Below are 26332 nucleotides of genomic sequence, written 5' to 3'. Positions count from 1 at the left end.
TTTTCAAATAGATTACTACATTTGAACTGTACTCAAAAATCAATTAAGATAAATATTATAATTTGCCTTCAATGAATTTCATTGTCTTATCAAAAAATTCCACCAATACCATAGTAGGATCATACGACGAATTGTTAAATAACAAAATGAATGTAATATTTTTTTCGGGCCAGTAATAAGCAAGTGTTTTAAAACCAAATATTGTCCCGGAATGACCCCATATTTTTTTCCCGTTTTCAATACCCAAATTTGCAATTCCAAGTCCATATCCGGTTAACGGGCTATCGTTTATTGCATTTAGTCTCTCTGTTTGTAATGAGCTTGATATGAGTGAACCTTTTACAAGCACTTGTACCCAAGTTTTCAAATCATAAATATCTGAGATCAAAGCACCAGCAAAACCCGCATATGAAGGATTAAATGCTTCAGTAACATCGGGTAATGGACTTTCATTTTCACCCCAACTATATCCATGAGAATAATTTCCCCACATAAAATTATCGGCCGGGTATGCTGTATTGTAAAGCTTTAACGGCTCTAAAATTCTTTTCTTTAATTCATAAGGGAGTGTATTACCGGTTATCTTTTCGATTATCATACCGGCAATTATTGTATTTGTATTTGAATAGTGATAACCGCTTCCAGGAGTGAAATAAAATGGTTCCTGATATGCAATGTCAACTAACTCCTGAGGCTGCCAGATTTTCATGGGGTTAGCTTTTACCGGTCCTGCTAAGGTAGGTGATTTGTCCGTGTAATTATAAATTCCGCTGGAATGATTACAGATCATTCTAATTGTAATGTTATTCCATATTGAATAATTTGGAAGATACTTAGTTATTTTATCTTCCAGACTGACTTTGCCTTCATCAACCAACTGCAAAAGTACGGTATAGGTAAAAGTTTTTGTAACACTTCCCATTCGAAATTTCATATCATCCTTCATCGCTTCGCCAGTTGCAATATTTGATTTTCCTTTTGCTTTGATCCAGGTAAGATTTTGATCTGGTGCCCAAACCGCTGCAATTAAACCGGGTACCTTAGAGTTTGCGATAAGGGAATCCGTCAGATGTTCGAAAATGGAAGTAAGTTTATCGTTATTTGGAGAAGCTAGAGGATTAGAATTATCTTGACATGATAGAATCAATCCAGATGTAAGAGATAATAACAACACAGGGACAAAAAATTTCTTTTTGCAGATGAAAATCGCGATAAAATTTCGAATAGAATTTTTCATAAAATAATCTCCAATAGTATAATAAGTATTTTATTATTTATTCTTCGTACACAATTGATCCAAAATAATTATTTCATTATTTACTTTCCCAAAAGAGTTTTATCCCTGTTATCACGGAACAAGTATACCAGCGAATTGATTTAAAGCCTGCATGGCAGGCGTATCATCATCAGAGTTTGCACTGATAATAATCGTTATCTTTTTATCGGGATGATAAAAGATTTGAGAATTATATCCTTCAATTATTCCCGGATGTCCGATCCAACCGTTAAGCTTCTCAAGTCCAAAACCGTAAAAAAGCACTCCAGCACCATCTTGGTCAACCCATTGAAATCGTTCATTCTTTGTACTAGTGGAAAGTAAATTCCTTTCATATATCTCTCTTATCCATATCTTTAGATCAGAAAAATTTGATATCAGAATACCGACAGCATCTCCCCATGAGGGACTCCAATTTGTTTCATCGAGCAAAGAGCCTGTTTTTGCAGAATATCCGTGAGTATATGGATAGGGCATAAAGCGTGATAGGGGCCAGAACGTGTTAACCAAACCTAAAGGCTGAAATATTCTTTCACTCATTACCTGAGCTACAGGTTCACCTGTTACCTTTTTAATTAGTAACCCAAGTATTATAGTATTAGTGTTGCAGTATTCATATTTAGATCCGGGAGTAAAATTAAGAGGATGCCTAAATGATGCTGCTACAAGATCCTCAGGTGTGAATATTTTTTCTCCTTTTGAATTATACATTTGCGTCATCAAAACCGAATCAGCAGAATAAGTAAACAAACCGCTTGTCATATTACCCAGCATTCTTATAGTAATTTTATCACCACTTGGTATATTATATTCCGGCAAGTAAGAAGAAATTGATTTGTTGAGATCAATTTTTCCTTCATCAACTAGTATAAGGACTGTCTCAGTGGTAAAAGTTTTTGTTATGCTCGCAATTCTAAAATAGTTATTTGCATTCATGGGCTCATTTGTTGCCAGATTGCTTACACCGCGTGTTATATATAATTCCCCCTCACCTTCTACTTTAATGTATGCTGCCAAGCCGGGAGTTTTGTAGTTCGTTATTACTCTATCAGCGGCTGATTGTAATTTTATAAGATTTTCATTTGTGAGGACCGTGAGGTGCGGTTCTGTGAGACCTTCTTTACAACTGATCGCAATAAATGTTAAAGTAAAAACAATTAAGAAATAAAACAGACTGTCGAAGTTTTTAGATTTCATCTTATCCTCCTCGAGATATATAAATTGCTACCAGACTTTTACTGCTGAATGCAGTATCATTTATTATTTTTCAATGCCATAATTCTTTATTTGAATTAAAAAACTAAATCCAATTCAAAAATCCATTGATACTCCGGCGCACTACCGGCCAGAATTTTGGCTGAATACCTGAATTTCAATGGCAGCAACCATTGAATCGGAACTCTTAACCACACGGGCCATTCGTAATAGTTGATTCCAATCAAAGAACCGAGTTGAAGACCAATTGAAGGACTAAATAAAAAATGATTCTCTCCGGGAATTTCCCCACGTACATATTGCCCCATATCATTTATCCCTATATACGGAAATGAATGTACCCGCAGCCACCCTGCTTCTATGTAACCATAAATTCCTAAGAATCTGCTTTCAGAAACCCATATATCATAATTATAAGCGATGCCCCCTTTGAGAATGTGCGCCCAATAATCGAAATTATTTTGTTTTAATAATGCAAACGATATCGTGGTTCCAAACCAGTAATCTACAGTCCATGCCTTTGTGCGATCGAAATTATAATTATAAGAATAAAAAGCAGAACCGAATGAAAGTCTCAAATCGTATTCATGCCATCCTTCATCTCCGGATACAGTACTCAATCCAAGCGAAATAGAATTTGCAACTCTGCTTCTGATAAAACTCCAGTTTTGAAGAAGCTGAGTATTCTTTCTGATCTCATTGATATTATTTTCGGGCAATTTAAAACCACTTACATCGGTGTTGAATGGAATAGGAATATATGTAAGCGATTTGTACTCGGATAAGAAGAAATCGGAAACACGTGTCTCATCATCAGGAACTCGGTCAAATATCGACTTGTGGTTCGAATCTGCAGATGCGGATTTAAGGGAAGAGAAAATATCTGCGATTGATTCTGAAACAGCATTAATAATCCTCTCAGTATCTTCCGAATATTGTGAATAGGTTACATCAGAGTAACTAGCTTTTGTCTTCCAACTGGAAAACCTGCTGTTCAATGTTCCATCACCGTATTGCTTCCAGGTTTCACCCCTAAGATTGGCAACGTTTACTCCTTCTTCGTTATAAAAATCATGCAAGGCTCTGTTATTGATTACTCCGCTTAGTAAGGAACGGTTAACTACCATATGGCCTGAAGGAAATATATCTTCTAGAAAATGATCGGCGAATGAATTAAAAATTAGTGCGTAATACATAAACTCTTTTGATTTTTCCGGATTCTTGCTAAGGTTTGCCCCAGCTTTTTCTGCCAAATAAATTGCGAAAGTATGTAAGGAAACATACTTGTTAATTGAATTGGTGCTTTTTAATTCACTCATAACAGTATCAACGGAAAATGGTCTTTGTAATTTTAGAATTAGCTTCTTATTGAATTCTCCTATCTGTTTTTGCAACGGTGTTCCGTAGTTATGAAAGTGTGATAAATCGGTAAGAGCAAGCAGAAGATATTTAAAATCTTTGCTGAGAACATCCATATTAGCCGCTCCCGTTTCGTATTTAGATGAGTATTCACTTTGTAATTTCACAATTCTATTCAATACAGAAGAGCGGTACTGTAAAAACTCATTCATATCTAGTGGGTTATCTGAATGGTCACCAGCCAATCCATTAAGAGTTCCATAAGTTATAATGTTATCTTCATGAGAAAGGTTAAGGAAATAATAATTCTTTGATTGAGTGTCGTATTTCATTTGCAAATAATTCTCAAGAAAGATAGATGTTTCCGGCTGATTATTAAAATAGCCGGATTCAATTAACCTTTTTAGAATTTTTAAAAATGCTGCATCACCTAATTCCTTATGTTCATTATAATCCCAAGAATAACCAACAGTTGATATAATTAGAATGAGCGATAAAATTTTTATGATGTGTTTCATTTTTTCTCCTTATGAAAAGGAAAACGAATTTTTAATCTTTCAGCAAAGATTTTATTTTGCGGTTCGGTTAGTGAAGACTCCTCTATATATGATAAGGCACAAAAAAATATAAACGATGGGATTAATAACGTGGAATAGAATTTCTTTTTGTCAGCTTGCATTATTCCCTCCGTTAAGGATTAGAAATATTTTTACATATCTACTTGTATAGAGGTATAAATGTATTTCGTGTAACAAAATCTATATTGATGTTGCTTTCAAACGAAATAATGCTAGCGTGGAATTCTGTTATGATACTTAGAATAAAGCAGAAGTGTCTGAAAGATTCTGGAATAATATTCCAGAAATAAAGTGGAATCTTAGAGGCAAATAGTGCTTTTTCCTATGACGAAATTATTGAATAAGAAAATTTTTTCCTAAATAAATCTGAATGTATCTAAAATTTGAAACAGAGCTAAGTAATAAATCATTTGTGATTCAGGATGTAAAATAAACGATTAAAAACCATGACTTTAAAATTTCATTAAATACTATTCTTTGTAAATAGATGTCGATGCATGCAAAAGAAGACAATCTTTAAAATGCAAAAGCTCGAAATGTCTTTCGAGCTTTTGCGGAGAGTCGGGAATCCCCTCCATGCTTAGAATACCGTGTTTATAACTTATTTTCGCGATTTTGGAGAGTGTTGTGACCAAGACAAAATTTTTTCTATCTATTATGTGTATGATCTATCTGTAATAAATTTTCAAATGGCCGTACAATTTATTTTACGTTTTTATAAGCGTACAAGGTTTTGGATATGGACAGGCGGATTTGTGTGCTAATTCCTTTAGTTATAAAACTCATATTCCACTTCCAAAAGTTTTATCGGCTCGTTTAGTTTATCGCTAGTAATTCTTTCTTTCAGATTTCCTTTCTGATCATATTTATAATCATATTTAACAAAAGTATTTTCATCTTTATTATCGTTTTGTTCTTCAACAATATTTCCCTTTGCGTCAAATTTATAAGTCTTAGAATAAATTAATGCACCGCCTTTGCCATAATTTGAATTTTCAATTATGTTTCCATTTTTATCAAATTTATAAATAACTGATTCCATTAAATCACCATCTTCAAAGCGAGATTTTTCAACCAGCTTTTTCCCTTCATATTTTGAAACAACTTTTCCAATTGCTTTACCATCGGAATCGTATTTTATAGATTCTACAGCCTTACCGCCGTCTATATAATTCTTCATCTCTTTATAAACCACACGGCCTTCGTCGTCATATTGTGCTTCTACAGATAAATTACCAGCGGTATCATATTCATACCCGAACTTCTCGAGAAGTTTTCCTTCGGCGTTGTATTTAACTTTCTTAACAATTTTATTTCCCTCGGAATACGTGAGTATTGTTTTACTTTCTACAGCGCCATCAGAATCCAGTCTTGTTTCTTTTACTAGATTGCCATTTACGTCAAATTCAAATTGGAGTTTGCTTCTAATGCTTTCGTCTGCTTTTAATTCAGCCTTCTCAATCAAATTATTGTTCTCGTCATATTTGAAAGTAAACATGGAATCGATATTATCTTTTTCATCAAATTTTATTTGGGAAATTACATTTCCTTTCGGATCGTATCCATATTTCATTTTATAATTTATTTCACCATTTTGATCATAAACTATCTGCGATGTAACAAAACCGTTTTTATCGAATTCGGAATACAGAAATTTTTTCCCATCTTTAGAAGCTTCGCCAAAAGCATAATCGAAAAGCTGCTGGGTGCATGTCTTTATTGCAGCAACTTTCATTTTGGCTGACTCTTTGTTCAAATCCTTTGGCTGCGAAAAACTGTTTTGAGTCATCAATAAGAATGAGATAAATATAATTAACACACAGTTAATACTTGGTTTCATTGGATACTCCAAATTATTTGATAGATAAAAATAATATCAACAATTTTTTAATTAGAGAAAATATAGCAAAATATTTCCATAAACCCATGTTATACAATAGGGAATACAATCGATAATAGATATTGGTTGTCTATACTGTGGCTATTCAAAACCTCATTCGTCATCAAAGTAATGATTTTGATCTAACATTTTTTTATGCTTCGTGAAATGAAGAATTGATTAGAAAATTTTGTGACAAAAAAATTACCAACTACACCAAATACACCCTAATAAGCAGACTACAGCGACAACTTTAAAAATCAAAAAACTCGAAAACAGCATTCATTTGCTATAATCGAGGTTTTATTTTTCTGGGCGGAGAGTCAGGGAATCTCTTCCCGGAACAAAATGCTGTGTTTTAAACTTATTTTCAGCTTTTAAGAATGTTGTGACCATTTTGTGACCGAGATTTAATTTTTCTATCTATTATATATATCCTAATCAGTAATAAAATTCCAACCGTTATACAATATTTTGCTTTTTATATGTGCACGGAGTTTTGGATATGGACATATCGTGTAACAACTATTTCAGCAAAATCATTTTCTTTGTTTGCATAAATTCTCCAGCTTGAATCTTGTAAAAATAAATTCCATTCGGTAATTCTGTTGCATCGAAATCAACTGAATATGTTGAAGCCGGTAATTCTTGATCAACTAATCTTGCAATTTCCTGCCCAAGTGTATTGTATATATTTAGTTTGACATATACTTCTTTGGGAATACTAAATTGAATCTTTGTAGTAGGATTAAACGGATTAGGGTAATTCTGAGATAAAACAAACTTAGTTGGTATTCCACCTTCATCATTAACTGATGTAATATCTAAAAAGTTAGCAACTAAATTTCTATTTGCTGTAATAGTAAAATAGTATGAAGGACTTTTAGATACCTCAATTCCATTTTCAGTCCAGTTCGTAAATTGAAATTTACTACCGGTTATGTTTTTTGCCGTGGCTCTTGCAGTTACAAAACTCCCGTAATTATATGTACCGTTTCCGCTGACAGTTCCTCCGTTTTCAGGATTAGCCGTTACCGTTACTGTATCTTTATTAATAGTAAAGTTAGCAAAAAGCGTTCTGTTACTACTTATAGTAAAAGTATAATTAGTACTAGTTGATAATATTGTTCCAGCCTCAAACCAGTTAGTAAATGTATAACCAGAGTTCGGCGTTGCAGTTACTGTTACGCTGGTACCGGAATTGTAATTGCCTCCTCCGCCCGTAGTTCCGCCATTGCTTGGATTACTTATTAAATTTACTGAGTATTGTGTCGGTGGGATTACTGCAAAATTTGCAACAAGTGTTCTGTTTCCATTTACTGTAAATGTATAACTCGAACTTGTTGAAACGATATTACTTCCTTCAGTCCAATTAACAAAGCTATAACCGCTGTTTGGAGTTGACGAGACAGTTAATTGCGTACCTTGATCGAATGTTCCACCGCCTGATGTAAAACCGCCATTTGTAGGGTTACTGCTGGTAGTCACGGTATACTGAAGAGGAATAATTTCCGACAAAGGTCGTTTCCATACACCGCTACCTTGAGTTCCTACAATTAGACTTGTACTATTAAACGTAAGAGATAAAATATAAGTAGAGTATGCAAATCCTGTATTCGCTGCCGTCCAACTTGTTCCGTTGTTCCTAGAATAAAACACGCCGCTATTAGTGCCTGCAAAAAGATTTCCACCATTAACTACCAGTGAGAATATTGAAGATTTAAAGGGAAGCCCCGTATTAACCGCAGACCAACTTGTACCGTTGTTTGTGGAAAGAAATATTCCATCTTCGTTGCTACCTGCAAAAAGATTCGTCCCGTTTACCGCAAGACAATTAATATAGGTGTTAGTAAGTCCTGTGTTCACAACGGCCCAGCTTGTTCCATTGTTAGTTGATAGATACACGCCATCATGAGTACCAGCAAATATATTTGTTCCATTAACTGCAAGGGAAGAAACAATAGTGTTTGTTGGTAGTCCGGAATTTACTGCATTCCAGTTTGTGCCGTTATTTGTAGAAAGATATACTCCACCATCAACTCCAGCAAAGAAATTTGTTCCGTTAAATAATAGAGTATTAACAAAAGGATTTGGTGGAAGACCTGTGCTATCTGTATCCCAGTGTGTACCGTTGTTAGATGTTTGAAATACACCGAATGCACCGCCCGCAAAAATGGTTGCGTTATTAGCAATAAGGCATTTAATATTAAGTGCCGCCAATCCACTGTTTACAGCAGACCAATTTGTGCCGCTGTTTGTGGAAAGAAAAATACCTCCTCCATCAGTTGCTGCAAAAAGATTCGTACCATTAAATAAAAGAGATTGAACTACAGAACCTTTAAGACCGGAGTTTACTTCGCTCCAGCTTGTCCCGCCGTTTGTGGAAATAAATACCCCGTCATCATTACCGGCAAAAAGATTTGCCCCATTAGCCGTAAGTGAATGAACTGCGGAGTTTGTGAGCCCGGTGCTTACATCTGTCCAACTATTACCGTTATTTCTGGAAATCCAAAACCGGTCTGAAGTTCCGGCGAAGAGATTCGATCCATTTACAGAAAGTGATAAAACCCAAAGGTCTCCAGTAGGAAGTCCGATGGTTGAGGGGCTCCAGCTTGTTCCATTGTTTGTTGAAAGAAATACTCCTTTACCATGCGTTCCGGCAAAGAGATTGGTCCCGATTATCGCCAGAGAATTAATGTATGTATTAGTCAAACCGGAATTCACTACAGTCCAATTAGTCCCATTATTCGTAGAATAGAATACACCGCTACGAGTTCCGGCAAAAAGATTTGTTCCGTTAATAGCGAGACAATTAATATAAGTGTCGGTAAGTCCTGTGTTAACAGCATTCCAATTTGTACCGTTATTTGTGGAGAGAAAAACACCCTCGGACGTTCCAGCGAAAAGATTTGAACCGTTAATAGCAAGAGAATAAACAGTAGAATTTTGGGGAATGCCTGAATTTACTGCTGTCCAGTTTGTTCCGTTGTTTGTAGAAAGAAAAACACCATTGACGCTGGTTCCGACAAATAGATTAGTTCCGCTAACAGCCATTGAAAAAATTGGAGTGTTTATGGGAAGTCCTGTATTCGTAGCATTCCAGCTTGTGCCGTTGTCAGTAGAAAGAAATACACCGCCATAAGTACCCGCAAAAAGATTTGTTCCGTTACTAGCAAGACACCAAACGATGCCGCCGTAAGGCCCATTTGTTTGTTGCCATTGAGAATATATTGATACGTTAAGAAAGAAAAAGAATAGAACTGAATTTATTAAGAAACGGTAAAAGGTTCTCATTTTCAGATTCTCCTTTATTGTTCTAAAAAAAACTTCTTATCTTTTCGTGCTGAGAAGTAATTCCGAAAAATCATTTAACCAGCACCAACTTTTTTGTATTCACATACTCACCAGCTTTAAGTTGATAAAAATAAATTCCGCTTACAAGTTTACTTGCATTAAATTCGATGCTATAACTTCCTACTGGTTTATTCTCTTTTACTATAATTGCTATTTCCTTTCCTAATACATCATAAATTTTTATTGTAACAAAACTTGCTTTGGAGACCGAGTATTTTATTGTTGTCGTTGGATTAAACGGGTTGGGATAGTTTTGTTGCAAGAAAAAACTTGTTGGTAAATTATTCTGTTCATCTCCAATATCGGTTATCATATCAATCAAAGGACGCCTCCAAACGCCGCCATCAGTCCCTGTAAATAGATTTGTGCTGCTTACGATTAGAGACCACACAGCAGGACTTGTTAAACCGATATTGACTGCAGTCCAGTTTGTGCCGTTGTTGGTCGATAAAAAAACGCCGCCATCAGTCCCGGTAAATAAATTCGTGCTGCTTACGGTAAAAGAGTACACGATAGTACTAGTCAAGCCGTTATTGATCGCAGTCCAGCTTGTGCCGTTGTTGGTTGATAAAAAAACACCGCCACCAGTCCCTGCAAATAAATTTGTGCCGTTTACGATTAGAGACGAAACAGCAGGATTTGTTAAACCGTTATTTACCGCAGTCCAGCTTGTGCCGTTGTTGGTTGATAAAAAAACGCCGCTATGAGTCCCGGCAAATATATTCGTGCCGCTTACAGCAAAAGAGTATACGGTAGTACTAATCAAGCCGTTATTGACCGCAGTCCAGCTTGTGCCGTTGTTAGTCGATAAAAAAACACCGCCGCCAGTTCCGGCAAATAAATTCGTGCCGTTTGCAGCAAGAGATCTCACAAAAGTATTTGTCAAGCCGCTGTTTACCGCCGTCCAGTTTGTGCCGTTGTTGGTTGATAAAAAAACGCCGGCATCAGTCCCGGTAAATAAATTCGTGCCGCTTACGGCTAGAGACCACACATAAGTATTTGTCAAGCCGTTATTGACTGCAGTCCAGTTTGTGCCGTTGTTGGTCGATAAAAAAACGCCGGTATTAGTCCCGGCAAATAAATTTGTGCTGCTTACGGCAAAAGCGTACACAGTAGTATTCGTCAAGCCGTTATTAACCGCGGTCCAGTTTGTGCCGTTGTTGGTCGATAAAAAAACACCATCGGCATCAGTCCCGGCAAATAAATTCGTACCGCTTACGGCAATAGAGTATACAGTAGTACTAGTCAAGCCGTTATTTACCGCAGTCCAGCTTGTGCCGTTGTTGGTCGATAAAAAAACACCGCCATTAGTTCCGGCAAATAGATTCGTGCCGCTTACAGCAAGAGATCTCACGTAAGTATTTGTCAAGCTGTTATTTACCGCAGTCCAGTTTGTGCCGTTGTTGGTCGATAAAAAAACACCGCCATTAGTCCCGGCAAATAGATTAGTGCTGCTTACGGCAAAAGCGTACACAGTAGTATTCGTCAAGCCGTTATTAACCGCGGTCCAGCTTGTACCGTTGTTAGTCGATAAAAAAACGCCGCCATTAGTTCCGGCGAATATATTCGTACCGCTTACGGCAATAGAGTACACAGTTGTACTAGTCAAGCCGTTATTTACCGCAGTCCAGCTTGTGCCGTTGTTGGTCGATAAAAAAACGCCGCCATTAGTTCCGGCAAATAAATTCGTGCCGCTTACGGCAAGAGATCTAACGTAAGTATTTATCAAGCCGTTATTGACTGCAGTCCAGCTTGTTCCGTTGTTTGTCGATAAAAAAACACCGCTATGAGTCCCGGCAAATATATTTGTACTGCTTACAGCAAGAGAAATAATAGAGCCACCGTAAGGTCCGTTTGTTTGAAGCCATTGAGAATATATTGATACGTTAATAAAGAAACATAATAGAACTGATTTTATTAAGAAACGGTAAAAGGTTTTCATTTTCAAATTCTCCTTTATTGTTTATAAATGAAATTAGAATTCCTTTTCTCTTCTTCCGGTATTTTCAGTTTCATAAGTTTATCGAAAAGACTGCGGTTGTATTCTTTATGAATGAAAGCAGACATTGGATTAAATTACTTCCTAATTGGTGACTAGTAATTTGCGAATAGAAAACCTTTATATTTTGAGTTTGGATAAAAGAATTCGGTGGTAAGTCAACTCGAATCCATCAAGAGAGTCGTCTGGTTTTGTGATTTTAATTGCTCTTCCTCATGTACTGATTGGCCGTGTAGTAATGTCAACGGTTGGTCCAGTTATAATATTTGCACCAGTATTATTTGTAGATGTCGATTCAATTGAGTTAATTGATTTTTTGCAAGCCGAGAGCAAAATCATTAAAGATAAGTGAAGAGTAAATAATTTTTTCATAACATCCTCGCTAAATATTTTTATGCATTCTTAGGAGGGGAAAAAAATATAATCAGATAATGGGAGACAATAACCATTGAAAGGTTAAGAAAAATAAATGCATTGTCAACAAAAATATAATTGCACAACGTATCTTTTATAATGGGGTATTTAACGTCAGTGTTACTCGGACGATCATTTACGATGACGAACTTGATCGAAAACTTGAACTCACAACAGGCAAAGTATAAAAGTATATAAGAAAAGTAAAACACTGGCTCAACTCAGATATGAAATCAAGATATGCTGCCGTTGCGCTTTAGTGAAATTATCTTCTTCGGAGAGTAACTTACCCTCCTCCCATATCATAGTCACCAATAAAATCAGCTATACTATGGATAAGACCAAATTGTGGCTGACATTTTTAGCATTGATATAGTTTAGGATAATTATGTATATAATATTTATACATTTTTATATCGGATGGAGTTTTGGATATGGACAACCATAATATTATGTACCGATTAATTAAGACTAATAACGATTTTATGAATTAAGGAAGGTGAAACAAAAACTGTAGTATGATATAAAAATGATCTCGGAGTAAGTTCTCCAATTTGCTGATTATCCCAATAGTTTTGCGGACCCCAACCACCTCTATCATAAGAAATTTTCATTTTATCTAAATATCGACTGTCTTTATCGAAGATACTGATCCAAATATTTGAAATTTTCTTATCAAGAAGAATTTCAATTGTGTTTTCATTCCTCGCTGAGCCAGACAAACCACTCAAACTATAATCAATAAGTGCTATGTTTGCATTTTTCATATCATCAGCTAATTCAACTTTTATTGATGGTTCTAATGTAACTGGTGTCGGTTCTTCTTTGCCACAACCGCTTAAAAGAATGACTAAAACAAGAACTAAGTACTTTTTCATAACTCTTCCAGATGATTATGATTAATAAAATAGCTGAAATTAATCTAACAAAAAACACCTTTCTATATCTGACCCCTCCATATTTAAAAAGAAGGTTGTGGCTATTAAAAACCTCGTCCAAATAAAAAACACTTAATTCGTACTTTAATCTATATTTTTGTCCTCCTTAAAACAACAAATCAAAACTCATTATGCTTAAATCTTTCTTATTGTTTTGTCTTGGTTTCTTTAAAACTCAAACACAACTACAGCTTGAAATCATCTTTCTTAGAAAGCAGCTGGAAATTCTGAATAGAACCCCGTTATATATTTAACCTCAACAATTATTTCCTCTTTATTTCACAGTTATATCACACAATATTTTTGCTATTTATATGCGGACAAAGTTTTGGATATGAACATTAATAAATTTTCAAATGCGTCATACAATATCTGTGCATTTTCATATGCGGACTGAGTTTTGGATAGCAACAATGTTTCAAAATCAAAGGACATAATCATATTTGGAAAAATTCTTTCCTATGAATATTTTTTATTTAGCGAGAATTATTCTTATTTTTCGACCGTTCAAGTAAAATAGTCGGAATACTGAAGAATATGACGGAACAGCTTCCAAAAGAGAAACAAAAAACAATAATTGATGCCGCGCGCAAACTGTTCGCTCACTACGGTTTTTCAAAAGTTACAATGGAAGAGATTGCCGCCGATATCGAGATGGGCAAAGCTTCTCTCTATTATTATTTTCCTACTAAAGAAAGCTTATTCTACGCAGTTCTAACCCAGGAACAGAATGAGTTTATTAAAGAGATGGAAGAAATTCTTGCCGATAAACTTTCTGCCAGCGAAAAATTGATTGAGTTTGTAAACAAAAGGCTTGTTTACTTTCAGCGCTTTCTTAATCTCGGCACGCTCAGCTTTCATACATTCATGGATACAAAATCATTCTACAAAAAATTCTTTATGGATTTCGAAAAGAAAGAACTGGGTTTAATAAACCGGATAATATCGGAAGGAAAAACTAACGGTGAGTTCGACAAAAAACTTCATCGGAAAACCGGAACAGTCCTTCTCCATATTCTTCACGGGCTGCGTATTCGTACGCTTAGAATTATTAAAGAACTAAAGACGAGTGACGAGACAATTCATGGGCTGCAATCGGAAATGAACATCGCTATTAAAATTTTCATTAAAGGAATTTCAAAATAATATTACAATAGGAGATTAGTAGCATGTCTGATAATGACAAAATAAAAAATAATACCAAGGAAGAATTTGAGCAGGAAATTGAGTCCGTTCCACTTTATAAAAAGAAAAGCGCTTGGATTGGATTTTTGTTTATCCTGCTTGTGCTTGCAATCGGAGTTTACTGGTTCATCGGAAATCTTGGATCAATTTCCACAGATGATGCGTTTGTTGACGGGAATAGATTAAATGTAAGTCCCAAAATATTAGGCAGAGTTGTAAAGCTTTATGCTGATGAACGTGACAGCGTTAAAGCCGAACAATTAATTGCGGAACTTGATTCAACCGACTTGATCGCCCGACTAAATCAAACGAAAGCTGTTTTGAACAATGCACAGGCGAGTATCGATCTTGCAAAAGTGAATGTCGAGAAAGCGCAGATTGATTTTGATAGAGCGAAAGCGCAGTACAAAGATAATGTGATTCCCAAAGCTGAGTTTGATAATGCGCAGAAAAGATTGGAAGCCGCGCAGGCGGAATATAAAATCGCACAAAGCCGTATTGTTACTGCTCAATCGGATATGAAAGTGATCGAATCAAATCTTGAAAACACAAAATTATATTCTACTATCGACGGTGTTGTTGCCAAGAGATGGATTCTTGAAGGCGATATAGTTCAGCCTGGACAGCCCATCTTTACAATTTACGATATGAAAAATATTTGGGTAACAGCCGAGCTTGAAGAGACAAAAATTCACGATATTCAATTGAACGATGATGTTGAAATAAATGTAGATGCTTATCCAAATCAAAAATTCTCCGGAAAAGTTTATCAGATTGGAACAAGCACATCCGCACAATTTTCTTTGATTCCTCCTTCGAATGCATCGGGTAACTTTACAAAAGTTACACAGAGAATTCCTGTTAAGATTTCCATCAAACCGGAAAATGCGAACGACCTGATAAAATTTGGATTGCTGCCGGGCATGTCTGTTGAAGTGAAGATAAAGGAAAAGAAGAATGATTAAGGGTCTTCGCAACACAGCTATTGGTTTTGCGCCATCGCTTCATCACGAACACACACATTATAAATGGTGGGTTCTCATCAGTGTAATGATTGGAACATTTATGGCAGTTCTTGATGCAACGATTGTGAATGTTGGTCTCTCTAAAATGACAGCGGCGTTTGGAACCAGCGTGGATAAAATTGAATGGGTGCTTACTGCTTACTTATTAATATTTGCTGTGATGCTTCCTTCATCCGGTTGGGTCGCAGATCATCTCGGCTACAAAAAAACTTATCTCGGTGGAATGTTTCTATTTACTCTCGGATCGTTATTATGCAGTTTATCGTGGGATGAGAACGCGTTGATCTTTTTTAGAGTAGTTCAAGGCGCCGGCGCCGGATTTGTAATGCCTGTAGGCATGGCAATCGTAACGCGCGAGTTTCCTCTGGAACAACGCGGAACTGCAATTGGTTTTTGGGGAATTGCATCAGCTGCTTCAGTTTCGCTCGGTCCGCTTGTCGGCGGCTATTTGATTGATACGTTTTCATGGCACGCTATATTTGATGTAAATGTTCCGGTCGGAATTGTCGGCCTCATTGCTGTTATGATTATTCAAAGAGAATTTAAAACCGAAAAGACGAGAAGTTTTGACTTTATTGGTTTTATCAGTATGACTTTGTCTTTAACTACTCTTCTTCTCGCTTTGGCAGACGGTAACGCCGCATGGAATACAGGCGGTTGGTCGTCGCCGTTTATTTTGTCTTGCTTCTTTATATCCGCAATCAGCTTTGTTGTTTTTATTGTTACGGAAATAAATGTAAAACATCCGATAGTTGATCTAACTCTTTTTAGAGATAGAAACTTTGCATCAGCTAATATTATTCTCTTCATATTCGGAATCGGATTTTTCGGAAGTACTTTTCTGCTGCCGTTGTACTTACAGAATTCGCTTGGCTACACAGCGTTTCAGGCAGGATTAGTTTTTCTGCCGCTCGGAATTATCCAAGCTTTTGTTTCTCCGATCGCAGGAAGATTAACGGATAAGATCAATCCAAAGTTTATGGTGATGATAGGAATTGTTTTACTTTCTTGGTCGCTTTATGCTTACGGATTTTTTTCGCTTCAAACGGAAAGCTCGCAAATTCAAATTCCATTGTATGTTCGGGCATTTGCTCTCGGAATGATTTTCGTTCCTTTATCAGCCGTTGCTCTTTTGAATATTCCCAAACAAAAAATTGCTCAGGCATCTGGATTGTTTAATACAATCCGACAAGTAGGCGGAAGCTTTGGCGTTGCACTTCTCGGTTCTTTACTAACAAGAAGAACTATTTTTCACATGCAATCATTTTCTCAAAATGTTGATTCAAGTTCACCGGCATTTCAGAATACGTTAATCCATGCAAAAAACTTTGTGATGCACTCTGTCGGAGGTTCTCCCGCCGAAGTTACTTCGAGAGCCAAAGCTATGATTGCACTTAATCTTTCTTCTCAATCTTTTATACAGGGAATCAATGATGATTTTCTGGTTGCAGCGCTTTTATCAATTGTGTTGGTTATACCGGTTTTATTTTTGAAAATATCAAAAGCAAAATCAGCTGAAAAAATTGAAGTACTTGAATAACAAAATTTTATGGATCTACAATGAATAAAAATTTGAAATACGTTCTCACGGCTTTACTAATATTTGTTTTTTCTATTTCATTCGCGCAAAAGGCGGAAAATAATTCTTTGACTCTTAAAGATGTAATCAAACTTACAGTTCAAAATCATCCTTTAATTAAGCAAAAAGAGGATGAGCTGCGCGCCGCGCAATTTAGAGTTGAACAGCAAAAAAGTTCGTACTTGCCAACCGTATTAGGAGTGGCGTCCTATACACGCATCGGTCCCATTCCTGCATTTGCATTCGGCGGAGAAAATTTGGAACTGGCGCCGGCGAATAACTATAACGTTAGTGTTCTCGTGCATCAGACGTTGTATGATTTCGGCAAGCGTGATTTACAGGTTGATTATACCACGTCATTTATGAAATCCATTAAAGACAACGAAGATTTAATCAAGAATGATTTATCCAACCAAGCGGTTAGAGTTTTTTATGGAATATTATTCTTGGGAAAAAGTATTGCTGTTAAAGATACACAGTATTCGGCGCTTCAAGAACATCTGAAAATAACGGAACTGAGAATCAAGAATGGCACCGCAACAGACTATGATGCGCTGAGCACAAAAACCCGGATGATCGAGATCAAAAATGAAAAGCTCGAGCTGCAGAACGAAAAGAATAAGCAGGAACTCTATCTTAAAGAATTGATCGGCTTGGACAGAAAAAAGGAAATCAATATTATCGGTTATTTTGATTTACCCAAGTATGATTTGAATAGCGATTCGCTTCTGAATGCGGCCAACAACCAGAGACCGGAATTGAAACTTGCAACAGATGCGAGTAAAACGGCAAATCTTCAAAAAGAAATGGTAAGTCAAACTGATAAACCGGTTTTGAAAGCCGATCTCGGCTATGGATTTAAAAACGGTTACGAACCGAATATCCAGGTGATGAGAGGAAATTGGTTTACTAGTGTTTCAGTCGATGTCCCAATCTTTAACGGAAATCTTACAGAGAACAAAGTGAATGAGGCCGGCGCAGCCATCAATGCCGCTGACAAAAAGATTGATCAAGTTAAAGAATCTATTTCAACCGATATTTACCAGACAATAGGCGATTTGAAAATGGGTGTTGAGAAGTTAAATTCAACAGAAGATCAAATTGATTACGCTAAGAAATCTTTGGAACGTGCGAAAATCCAGTACGAACGTGGCGCCGGAACAAACCTTGAAGTACTTGATGCTGAAACCGCTTTAACACAGGCGCGGCTACTGAATATCCAGGCGATGTATAAAAGTATAATCAGTTATTACTCGCTGCGCAAAGCTGTTGGCGATAAAATTTTTATTTACTGATTTGCCACGATGCGTGACAGCGAAATGTCGTCACACAATATTTTTGCTATTTATATGCGGACAAAGTTTTGGATATGGACAGCCGCCAAATATTACTGCAGATTTTGATATGAATTTTCGCCGAGAAAAATATTGACCGTTCACTTGTAAAATCTATGTCGAAATTAGTTTAATAGATAAACTATTTTAAAAATTGTTATTTGCTTTTTGCTTTCTCCATTAAATCGAAGAACGGTTTGAATAAATCGATTGGTACCGGGAAGATAATAGTCGAATTTTTCTCCGCTGCAACTTCGGTCAATGTTTGTAAAAATCTCAGTTGCAGAGCGTAAGGCGAAGTGCTTATAATTTTTGACGCATCGGCTAAGCGCTGCGACGCCTGGTATTCACCTTCAGCATGAATTATTTTCGCACGTCTTTCTCTTTCCGCTTCGGCCTGACGCGCTATCGCACGCTGCATCTCTTGTGGCAGATCAACATTCTTGACTTCAACGAGAGAAACTTTGATGCCCCAGGGTGCGGTGTGCGTGTCCATTGTTTCCTGGAGAAGTCGGTTTATCTTCTCACGTTCGGAAAGAAGTTCGTCAAGTTCCGATTTTCCAAGAATGCTTCGCAACGTAGTTTGTGATAACTGCGAAGTGGCAAAAAGAAAATTTTCAACTTCTACTATCGCTTTCGAGGCTTCAATTACCCTGAAGTAAATAACGGCACTGACTTTGATCGAAACATTATCTTTTGTGATAACGTCTTGAGACGGAACGTCCATCGCAACTACACGAAGACTTACCCTTACCATCCTGTCAACGATTGGGATAAGGAAAATCAACCCGGGACCTTTTGCGCTGATCAATCTTCCTAATCTGAAAATAACGCCCCGTTCATATTCGCGCAGAATTCTTATCGCGCTCGAGAGTATAATGATGATGAAGAATATTAGAATGAAAAGCATTGTTACTGTTTCCTGTATCATAAAATGTCCTCCTGTAAAATTTATGTCTGGGTTTGTAATCTACGATTCTCTTTCCTCAATCCTTAATCTTATTCCTAACCATACTTTTTATCTTACTGACAATTTAATTTCTCTACAATTTCCCAGACAGAATAAGATTATGATCAAGAGCAAGAAATATTAACAATTATATTCTAAAGAACATGCTTAACTTGTCTTCTTCACTATCACATTTAAGTCTTTCAGTTCCGTTACCTTTATTTTCGTACCTTCTTCAATTTCGTCTCCTTTGGATTCGGCATTCCAAATCTCGCCGTGAACCATAACCTGGCCGGGTCTTTCTGGATTAATTAAAGTTAACGCCTTGCCGGTTTCGCCGATCAGTCCTTCACCTCCGGTAGCCGGCTGGCGTCTCTGCGCCGCAATTCCTTTTCCTAGTGCGAATACAAAAAATAGAGTAGTAAGGACTGTGACGGTAATGATAACGCTCAGAGAAAGATGAACAAATTCATATGAAGCATCAGTATTGATCAGCATCAACGAACCGATGGCAAATGAAATTATTCCACCCGCCGTAAGCAAACCGTGACTGACTATTTTGATCTCTGCAATGAAAAGAATTACGGCAAATATGATTAGAGCTAATCCAGCATAGTTAATCGGCAACGTGTGCATGGAATAAAAAGCAAGTATAAGGGAAATTACTCCAACTATGCCCGGAAAAATCGAACCCGGATTGCTCAGCTCAAATATTAATCCGTATATCGCGATCATCATAAGTATGTAAGCGATGTTCGGGTCGCTGATGATGTCTAAAAATTTTTCTATCGCGTTCATTTCTATCAACCGGACTTGTGCATTCTGCGTGTGAAGCGTTTTAGTACCGGCTGCCGTTTCTACTGTGCGGCTGTTAAGTTGAACTAGAAGACTATCCAAATTTTTTGCGATCATGTCGATAATATTTTCTTTTAGCGCTTCGGTCTCGGTAAGAGAAACACTTTGACGGACTGCTTTCTCTGCCCACTCAATATTACGATGACGCTTTTCGGCAATGCTTCTAATGAATGCGGCTGCATCGTTAGTTGCCTTTTCCATCATAATATCCAGGCTATCTTTACGATTCTGTACGCCGCCTTCGCTCATCATTACAGGATGCGCTGCGCCGATATTTGTACCGGGCGTCATTGCGGAAATGTTGGCAGCCAATGTAATAAATACTCCGGCAGAAGCGGCCTGCGCACCGGCAGGGTAAACATAAATTATCACGGGAACGTTCGACGTCAGCATATCGCTAACAATAAGTCGTGTTGATTTAAGCAAACCACCCGGCGTATTGAGTTTTATAACAAGGCACTCGGAATTTTCTTCCTCCGCCTTTTTAATTCCATCATGAATAAAAGCAGCTACGGGAGGATTAATAGCGCCGTCTATGTTGATAACGTCCACGAAATGTTTGCCGGTAGGTACCTCCTGGAAGACATGCAACATAAAAACCAATAACACGATCATCGATTTCATTTTCATTCTCCTTCAAGGTAGAATGATTCTTATCAATCAAGACATAAAATTGCAACTGCTAAAAATGTAACTAATTCTCTCACAACAAGCAATTAGCATGCATAAGCACATACTTTCAATAATGCTGCAGCCTGTGCGAGTTTTTGTAATTCGTTTTTTATGGGTCATATTAATTTTTTCTATACCGTAAAATATTTCGTGCATCGTGCGTCATAATATTAAAATGAATTATAAGTCGGAATGATTTTATTCGGGAAAGAATTAAGCATGGTAAAATTAAAGCTATTATCTATGGTGATAGATATATGATAAACATTTACGAACTTTCTCGTATTCTATTTGATGGAATTAATTATGGTTTTGCCAGGGAACAGGTATCAGTTCCCCTCAGATGAAAAATTATTTGTTCAACTGGAAATTTGTTTTTGCTTCGTTTTATTCGCTTTGACTTTTTTGCATCTCACATTTGTATATTGTAATGCAAACTTTAATCTTATTCATACAAAATGCTTACGGATTCTATAATTAAAGATACCGCCGAATTAATCTTTCATGGATTCAAGGGATATCTTGATGAATTCCTTGCTATAACCAAAAGATCAAAAGACAGATTTGAAAAAAGAAAATGGAAAGAAATAAAAAAAGATTCTGTTGAAAGGATGATTTCATATGAAAAAAATCTCTCTGAACTTTTAAATAAAATTCAACCGGTTCTGTCCGCAGATAAGAATAAATCTCACGTCTGGATAAGTATAAAAAAAGAATATGCTGAAATTATATTAAACTACTGTAATAAAAATATCGCCGAAACTTTTTTCAATTCTTTATCAAGAAAAATATTTAAGACTTTAGGATTAAACCGCGATTTGGAATTCTTCTACCTTAAAGTTGTTGAGCAGAAGAACCCTTGCGGACCAATCATCTTCAAATCGTATAAACCGGAAACAACAACACAGGAATTAATTAAAAAAATTATCAAGGATAAAAGATTCGTAACAAAATTTGATAACCTCGACAGGGATACAGAACACGTTGCCGATGAACTCGATTTATTCTTATGGCCGTATATCAGGGCTAATAAAGATTATTCCATACAAGTTATAAGATCCTGCTTCTTCCGTAATAAAGTTGCATATATAGTGGGCAGAATCTGCGTTGATTCCAGGCATATTCCAATTTTAATCCCATTATATAACGACGAATCCGGTATTTATATTGATTCGATTTTATTTGATGAAGCCGATGCAAACAATATCTTCGGATTTTCTTATTCTTATTTCCACGTTAATGTTAAACTGCCTAATCAGCTCATTAATTTTTTGAGAACAATTCTTCCTGATAAACCCCTTTCTGAATTATATAACTCAATAGGATTTATCAAGCACGGTAAAACAGAGTTCTACCGGGATCTACACAGATTTGTTCATATTTCAAAGGAGAAGTTTGACTTCGCTCCAGGGCTGGAAGGAGCTGTTATGATTGTGTTTACTTTACCGAATTATAATTATGTCTTCAAAGTAATTAAAGATAAACCTTGTTTTACAAGATCTGCAAACTTCACTAATAAAATAATCAGTAAATCACAGGTGAAGTATAAATATAATTTTGTCTGTAACTCGGATCGTGTTGGAAGACTTGTTGATACTCAGGAGTTTGAAAATATCAGGTTTAAGATTAAGAGGTTTTCCGACGAACTATTATACGATTTTAATTTAATCGGTAAAGATGCAATCTCAATTTCCGAAGATCATATTATAATAAATCATTTGTATATACAAAGAAAAGTAACTCCTCTGCCAATTTACTTTTTTGATGAAACCGATATTAACTCAATAAAGCAGATTGTAATAGATTTTGGTTATTTCATAAAGGACTTAGTTGCTACCGGACTTTTCCCTGCAGACTTATTTAATACCTGGAATTACGGGGTTACCGAAAATAATAGAATTGTGTTGTATGATTACGATGATATTATTCCTCTTGAAAACGCTAACTTTAAAATAAAGCCTGAACCTAGAAATGAATTTGAAGAAATATCTCCCGAGGAGGATTGGATAATAGCGGATCAGAATGATTTCTTTATGGATGAAATGGAAAAGTTTCTCGGCATTCCCAAACCATTAGAAGGTATTTTCCGTTCAGTGCATAGAGATTTATATACTTTAGATTTCTGGGAAAGGACAAAAGAAAGAGTAATGAGCGGAGAGGTAATAGATATTATTCCTTACGACCGGACAAAGCGATTTAAAAAACAATCACGCGAGGCATAATTTTTATATAATGTTGGGGGATTTATGAATATTATTTTATTCTATTTCAGAAGGCTTGCAAATTGTATAGAATATATCTGCGTCGTTTCTTAAGGGGGAAAATACATTTACGTGATTTCATTCCAATTGCGTCACCTGCAGAATTGAATAAGAAAGACATTGCAATATTACATTGAAATACTCCTTTATTTTTTGTAAAGGTATCTGTTATTCCACAATTATAAATTTCTTTGAATTTATTATTATTCATTTCGGATTTAAGGAGCGGCAGATTTTTCAATGTCGTAATGAAATTTGAAATTATTAAATATAATCTTATGACCAAATTGTGACTAAGACAAATAAGATATACCTTACTAATCTAACAATACAGAAGTAGTATTTTAATGCTTTTAAGTTGTGATGAATATTTCTAAAGAAAAGTGTAGTTGTTAACTATAGTTGAAAATGCAATTTAGTTATAATTCTTTTTGTTAACTTGTAATAAGAATATTCAACTGATGATCGAAGATAAAAAAGAATGAAATTCTGAGTGTAAAGGAGATGATCTTTTATTCTGGTTGTAGAATATTACCAAAGGAGAAATAAATGTATACTGCATTGTTACTTGGACTGTTAATCTTTGCAGCTTATCTTTTCTTTACGGGATTTCGAAAACGACAAAAAATAAAAACATATCTTGGCGTAACTCTCGCGCTATTAACCCTGTTCTTTTTTCAGTTTATGGATTTTTGGGGAGACGCCTTATGGTATGAAAATTTAGGCTACGGTGATCGATTTTGGATGATAATTAATTCCGCATCGGGACTGGCAATAGCGTTTGCACTATTCGGACTTATATTCGTTACAGCATTAACATTTCGCATCCCGAAAGAACATAAATTGATTCGAACGCTATCTAAATTTTTAGGAATTATTATCGGCGGATATTGGGGCGCTTCCAATTGGGATGTTATTCTACAATTCTGGAACGGGGTTGCAACCGGTCTTAAAGACCCTATTCTTGGCAAGGATATCGGTTTTTATCTTTTTTCATTACCATTTTATGATGAGCTGTTAATTCTTTTAACTGTTCTCTCAATCATCGCACTTGCTTCTTCTTTTATCGCTTCTTTTATAAGAATGAGTGAAAATAATATTCGATTCTATTTTCCTGAGAGCGGTACAATAAATGAGAAGAAGTTTTACTTTCCGTTATACCTTAACAGCGCTGTTATTATATACGTTCTTGCTTGTGGAAAATTTTTAGACCGCTATCATATGATGTATTCTACTACCGGTGTAGCTGCCGGACCCGGTTGGACCGATGTTAATGTACTTCTCCCTGCTTACACCGTAGTAATAGTTCTTATGATGTTTATAGGTGCGGTTCTAATTATTCCTTTCTTAAGGAGGAAGGTTCAGAATTTTTTTAATAGGAAATTTAATATTGCACGAGAACGTTCTCATATTTTCGTTTTGGTAAGTTCTGCTGTTTCGATCATCATCATCTGGTTTCTTGCGCTCACGGCAATCCCCGAAGGTTTTCAATGGCTTATGGTTCGACCTAACGAAATTACTTTTGAACGTCCATATATTTTGAACAACATTAAATTTACACGCGAGGGTTTCGGATTAAATAAGGTTGAAGAAAAAGAATACCCGATGAGTGGTAATCTAACTCAAGAAACTGTAAATACATTTCCGAACATCTTTTCAAATATTCGATTGTGGGATTGGAAAGCTCTCGATGCAGTTTACCGTCAATTCCAATCCATTAGGCTTTATTACGAATTTTCCGATGTTGATGTCGATCGATATAAAATTGATGGGAAATATAAACAAGTAATGGTTTCAGGTCGTGAGATTAAAATTGATAACCTCCCGCCTCAAAGCCGAACCTTTGTAAATCAACGTTTCCAATATACGCATGGTTACGGCTTGACTATGTCGGCAGTTAATGAATTTACATCTCAGGGCTTGCCTCATTTTCTTATTAAAGATATTCCTCCCGTTTGCGAATACCCGTCTCTTAATGTAACACAGCCGCAAATTTATTTCGGCGAATCAACTAATACTCCCGTCGTTGTTAATTCGAAAGCGAAAGAATTTGATTATCCTAGCGGTGAAGAAAATGTTTATACGAATTATTCTGGAAAGGGGGGAGTTCAGCTTTCCAATTTTTGGAGAAAGTTTTTATACGGTTGGAAATTCGACGGGACTAACTTTTTATTTTCGGATTACCCGACTTCACAAAGCCGGATAATGTTTCACCGGCAAATCAGCGAATGCGTTAAACTTCTTGCCCCGTTTCTTCATTTCGAAAAAGATCCATACCTCGTACTTGCGGACGGTAAACTATACTGGATGATTGACGCATATACAACTTCGAAATATTTCCCTTACAGTCAGCCGTTTTCGTCAACGGAAAATATTCAATATAAAGAAGGCGGTGCTACTAAGGTTCTAACTACACAGCACAGCGAGTTCTTTGATGGAGTAAATTATATCCGTAATTCCGTAAAAGTCTCAATAAACGCTTATGACGGCTCAGTTAATTTTTATATCATGGATAAAACCGATCCCATTATAAATGTGTGGAGTAAAATCTTTCCTCATCTTTTTAAAACAAAAGATGAAATGCCGAAAAATTTGCTGGCGCATATCCGTTACCCGACTGATTTGTTGTTAACCCAAGGAATAGTTTATGAAAAATATCACATGACCGACCCAACAGTATTTTATAACCAGGAAGATCTTTGGATTAGAGCGACTGCAAAATACTATAATGAAGTACAACCCGTAGAGCCGTATTATATAATGTGGCAGGAACCAGGTTCCACCGAGCAGCAGTTTGTTTCAATGCTTCCCTTTACACCAAAAAATAGGCAGGTGTTAATTGGCTGGGTTGCCGGTATGTGCGATCCGGAAAATTACGGTCGCTTTCTTGCCTATCAATTTCCTAAGGATCAAATGGTTCTCGGTCCCCAACAAGTTGAAACCAAAATTGACCAGGATAGTTTTCTTTCCGGACAGTTGACTCTATGGGATCAGCACGGGTCAAAAGTAATAAGAGGAAATGTACTCGCCATTCCGGTCAACAATACTCTTTTTTATGTAGAACCGATTTACCTCCAGGCAGAAACAGCCGCATACCCGGAACTAAGATTGGTTGTTGTTATGCACGGTGAGAATATGAGCTACGCGAAAAATTTTGACGATGCTTTGAATGGATTATTTACTAAGACAAATTCTGTTATTCATGAAGTTGCACAAACGGGCAAATCAGAGAGTACTTTAGCGTTTAATCTGCAGAACCAGGTAAAAACAGCAAACGACGCTTTCAATAATTACTTGAAATACATTGGCGACAAGAAATTTACTGATGCGGCGAAAGAACTTGAAATACTGCAGAGGGCACTTCAAACTCTTATAAACCAAACGGAGAAGGATGCACAGAAGAAAAAATAAGTTTTCGTGTACTACTATAAATTTATCTCATTACAATTCTTTCATTGCT

The 26332-nt window shown here is 36.3% G+C and carries 16 protein-coding genes; 6 read left to right on the top strand and 10 right to left on the bottom strand.

What is annotated here, in order from left to right; genetic code table 11:
* Positions 1 to 55: 55 nt before the first annotated feature.
* The 8 genes from NTZ27_12225 to NTZ27_12190 form a co-directional block, all read right to left on the bottom strand.
* Positions 56 to 1237, bottom strand: coding sequence for a serine hydrolase (locus NTZ27_12225; protein MCX6175510.1), 1182 nt, complete (start codon positions 1235 to 1237; stop codon positions 56 to 58).
* A 111-nt stretch (positions 1238 to 1348) separates the two neighbouring features.
* Positions 1349 to 2473: a serine hydrolase gene (locus tag NTZ27_12220; protein ID MCX6175509.1), complete on the bottom strand. Its 1125-nt coding sequence runs from the start codon at positions 2471 to 2473 to the stop codon at positions 1349 to 1351.
* Positions 2474 to 2568: 95 nt separating this feature from the next.
* On the bottom strand, positions 2569 to 4368 hold the full coding sequence (locus tag NTZ27_12215; protein MCX6175508.1) for a hypothetical protein: 1800 nt from the start codon (positions 4366 to 4368) through the stop codon (positions 2569 to 2571).
* A gap of 829 nt (positions 4369 to 5197) precedes the next feature.
* The gene (locus tag NTZ27_12210; protein ID MCX6175507.1) at positions 5198 to 6268 is read right to left on the bottom strand and encodes a hypothetical protein; all 1071 of its coding nucleotides are present in this window, start codon (positions 6266 to 6268) and stop codon (positions 5198 to 5200) included.
* 564 nt (positions 6269 to 6832) lie between these two features.
* On the bottom strand, positions 6833 to 9601 hold the full coding sequence (locus tag NTZ27_12205) for a T9SS type A sorting domain-containing protein (protein MCX6175506.1): 2769 nt from the start codon (positions 9599 to 9601) through the stop codon (positions 6833 to 6835).
* Positions 9602 to 9671: 70 nt separating this feature from the next.
* Positions 9672 to 11603: a T9SS type A sorting domain-containing protein gene (locus NTZ27_12200; GenBank protein MCX6175505.1), complete on the bottom strand. Its 1932-nt coding sequence runs from the start codon at positions 11601 to 11603 to the stop codon at positions 9672 to 9674.
* Positions 11604 to 11873: 270 nt separating this feature from the next.
* The gene (locus tag NTZ27_12195; protein ID MCX6175504.1) at positions 11874 to 12032 is read right to left on the bottom strand and encodes a hypothetical protein; all 159 of its coding nucleotides are present in this window, start codon (positions 12030 to 12032) and stop codon (positions 11874 to 11876) included.
* A gap of 503 nt (positions 12033 to 12535) precedes the next feature.
* The gene (locus NTZ27_12190) at positions 12536 to 12952 is read right to left on the bottom strand and encodes a hypothetical protein (GenBank protein ID MCX6175503.1); all 417 of its coding nucleotides are present in this window, start codon (positions 12950 to 12952) and stop codon (positions 12536 to 12538) included.
* A gap of 597 nt (positions 12953 to 13549) precedes the next feature.
* Here NTZ27_12190 and NTZ27_12185 point away from each other — a divergent pair.
* Genes NTZ27_12185 through NTZ27_12170 form a run of 4 tightly spaced genes read left to right on the top strand, consistent with a single transcriptional unit; the run spans position 13550 to position 18096 of the window.
* Positions 13550 to 14158 (top strand): TetR/AcrR family transcriptional regulator, encoded by a 609-nt coding sequence (locus tag NTZ27_12185; protein MCX6175502.1) that lies wholly within the window; start codon positions 13550 to 13552, stop codon positions 14156 to 14158.
* A gap of 23 nt (positions 14159 to 14181) precedes the next feature.
* The gene (locus tag NTZ27_12180; GenBank protein MCX6175501.1) at positions 14182 to 15162 is read left to right on the top strand and encodes an HlyD family secretion protein; all 981 of its coding nucleotides are present in this window, start codon (positions 14182 to 14184) and stop codon (positions 15160 to 15162) included.
* Positions 15155 to 16762, top strand: coding sequence for a DHA2 family efflux MFS transporter permease subunit (locus tag NTZ27_12175; GenBank protein MCX6175500.1), 1608 nt, complete (start codon positions 15155 to 15157; stop codon positions 16760 to 16762). Before NTZ27_12180 ends, NTZ27_12175 begins: the two co-directional genes overlap by 8 nt.
* A gap of 20 nt (positions 16763 to 16782) precedes the next feature.
* Positions 16783 to 18096 carry a TolC family protein gene (locus tag NTZ27_12170; GenBank protein ID MCX6175499.1) on the top strand — a complete coding sequence of 438 codons (1314 nt, stop codon included), beginning with the start codon at positions 16783 to 16785 and terminating at the stop codon, positions 18094 to 18096.
* A gap of 196 nt (positions 18097 to 18292) precedes the next feature.
* On the opposite strand, the gene NTZ27_12165 is transcribed toward NTZ27_12170, so the two are convergent.
* Together NTZ27_12165 and NTZ27_12160 are read right to left on the bottom strand one after the other, a co-directional pair.
* Positions 18293 to 19066: a slipin family protein gene (locus NTZ27_12165; protein ID MCX6175498.1), complete on the bottom strand. Its 774-nt coding sequence runs from the start codon at positions 19064 to 19066 to the stop codon at positions 18293 to 18295.
* Positions 19067 to 19252: 186 nt separating this feature from the next.
* Positions 19253 to 20563, bottom strand: coding sequence for a nodulation protein NfeD (locus tag NTZ27_12160; protein ID MCX6175497.1), 1311 nt, complete (start codon positions 20561 to 20563; stop codon positions 19253 to 19255).
* Positions 20564 to 21069: 506 nt separating this feature from the next.
* Between NTZ27_12160 and aceK the strand changes: the two genes are divergently transcribed.
* Together aceK and NTZ27_12150 are read left to right on the top strand one after the other, a co-directional pair.
* Entirely contained in the window at positions 21070 to 22833 is a 1764-nt protein-coding gene (gene aceK / locus NTZ27_12155; protein MCX6175496.1) for a bifunctional isocitrate dehydrogenase kinase/phosphatase, read from the top strand.
* A 588-nt stretch (positions 22834 to 23421) separates the two neighbouring features.
* Entirely contained in the window at positions 23422 to 26283 is a 2862-nt protein-coding gene (locus NTZ27_12150) for a UPF0182 family protein (GenBank protein MCX6175495.1), read from the top strand.
* Positions 26284 to 26332: the final 49 nt, after the last annotated feature.

The sequence above is a fragment of the Ignavibacteriales bacterium genome, from assembly GCA_026390775.1.
Classification (GTDB): domain Bacteria; phylum Bacteroidota; class Ignavibacteria; order Ignavibacteriales; family Melioribacteraceae; genus Fen-1258.
Note: the sequence above shows the minus strand (reverse complement) of the source record. Positions and strands in the feature narration are given on the sequence as shown.

Coding starts and splice junctions, on each gene's coding strand:
- NTZ27_12225 (MCX6175510.1), bottom strand. CDS start 1,237: ATGAAAAATTCTATTCGAAATTTTATCGCGATTTTCATCTGCAAAAAG.
- NTZ27_12220 (MCX6175509.1), bottom strand. CDS start 2,473: ATGAAATCTAAAAACTTCGACAGTCTGTTTTATTTCTTAATTGTTTTT.
- NTZ27_12215 (MCX6175508.1), bottom strand. CDS start 4,368: ATGAAACACATCATAAAAATTTTATCGCTCATTCTAATTATATCAACT.
- NTZ27_12210 (MCX6175507.1), bottom strand. CDS start 6,268: ATGAAACCAAGTATTAACTGTGTGTTAATTATATTTATCTCATTCTTA.
- NTZ27_12205 (MCX6175506.1), bottom strand. CDS start 9,601: ATGAGAACCTTTTACCGTTTCTTAATAAATTCAGTTCTATTCTTTTTC.
- NTZ27_12200 (MCX6175505.1), bottom strand. CDS start 11,603: ATGAAAACCTTTTACCGTTTCTTAATAAAATCAGTTCTATTATGTTTC.
- NTZ27_12195 (MCX6175504.1), bottom strand. CDS start 12,032: ATGAAAAAATTATTTACTCTTCACTTATCTTTAATGATTTTGCTCTCG.
- NTZ27_12190 (MCX6175503.1), bottom strand. CDS start 12,952: ATGAAAAAGTACTTAGTTCTTGTTTTAGTCATTCTTTTAAGCGGTTGT.
- NTZ27_12185 (MCX6175502.1), top strand. CDS start 13,550: ATGACGGAACAGCTTCCAAAAGAGAAACAAAAAACAATAATTGATGCC.
- NTZ27_12180 (MCX6175501.1), top strand. CDS start 14,182: ATGTCTGATAATGACAAAATAAAAAATAATACCAAGGAAGAATTTGAG.
- NTZ27_12175 (MCX6175500.1), top strand. CDS start 15,155: ATGATTAAGGGTCTTCGCAACACAGCTATTGGTTTTGCGCCATCGCTT.
- NTZ27_12170 (MCX6175499.1), top strand. CDS start 16,783: ATGAATAAAAATTTGAAATACGTTCTCACGGCTTTACTAATATTTGTT.
- NTZ27_12165 (MCX6175498.1), bottom strand. CDS start 19,066: ATGATACAGGAAACAGTAACAATGCTTTTCATTCTAATATTCTTCATC.
- NTZ27_12160 (MCX6175497.1), bottom strand. CDS start 20,563: ATGAAATCGATGATCGTGTTATTGGTTTTTATGTTGCATGTCTTCCAG.
- aceK (MCX6175496.1), top strand. CDS start 21,070: ATGCTTACGGATTCTATAATTAAAGATACCGCCGAATTAATCTTTCAT.
- NTZ27_12150 (MCX6175495.1), top strand. CDS start 23,422: ATGTATACTGCATTGTTACTTGGACTGTTAATCTTTGCAGCTTATCTT.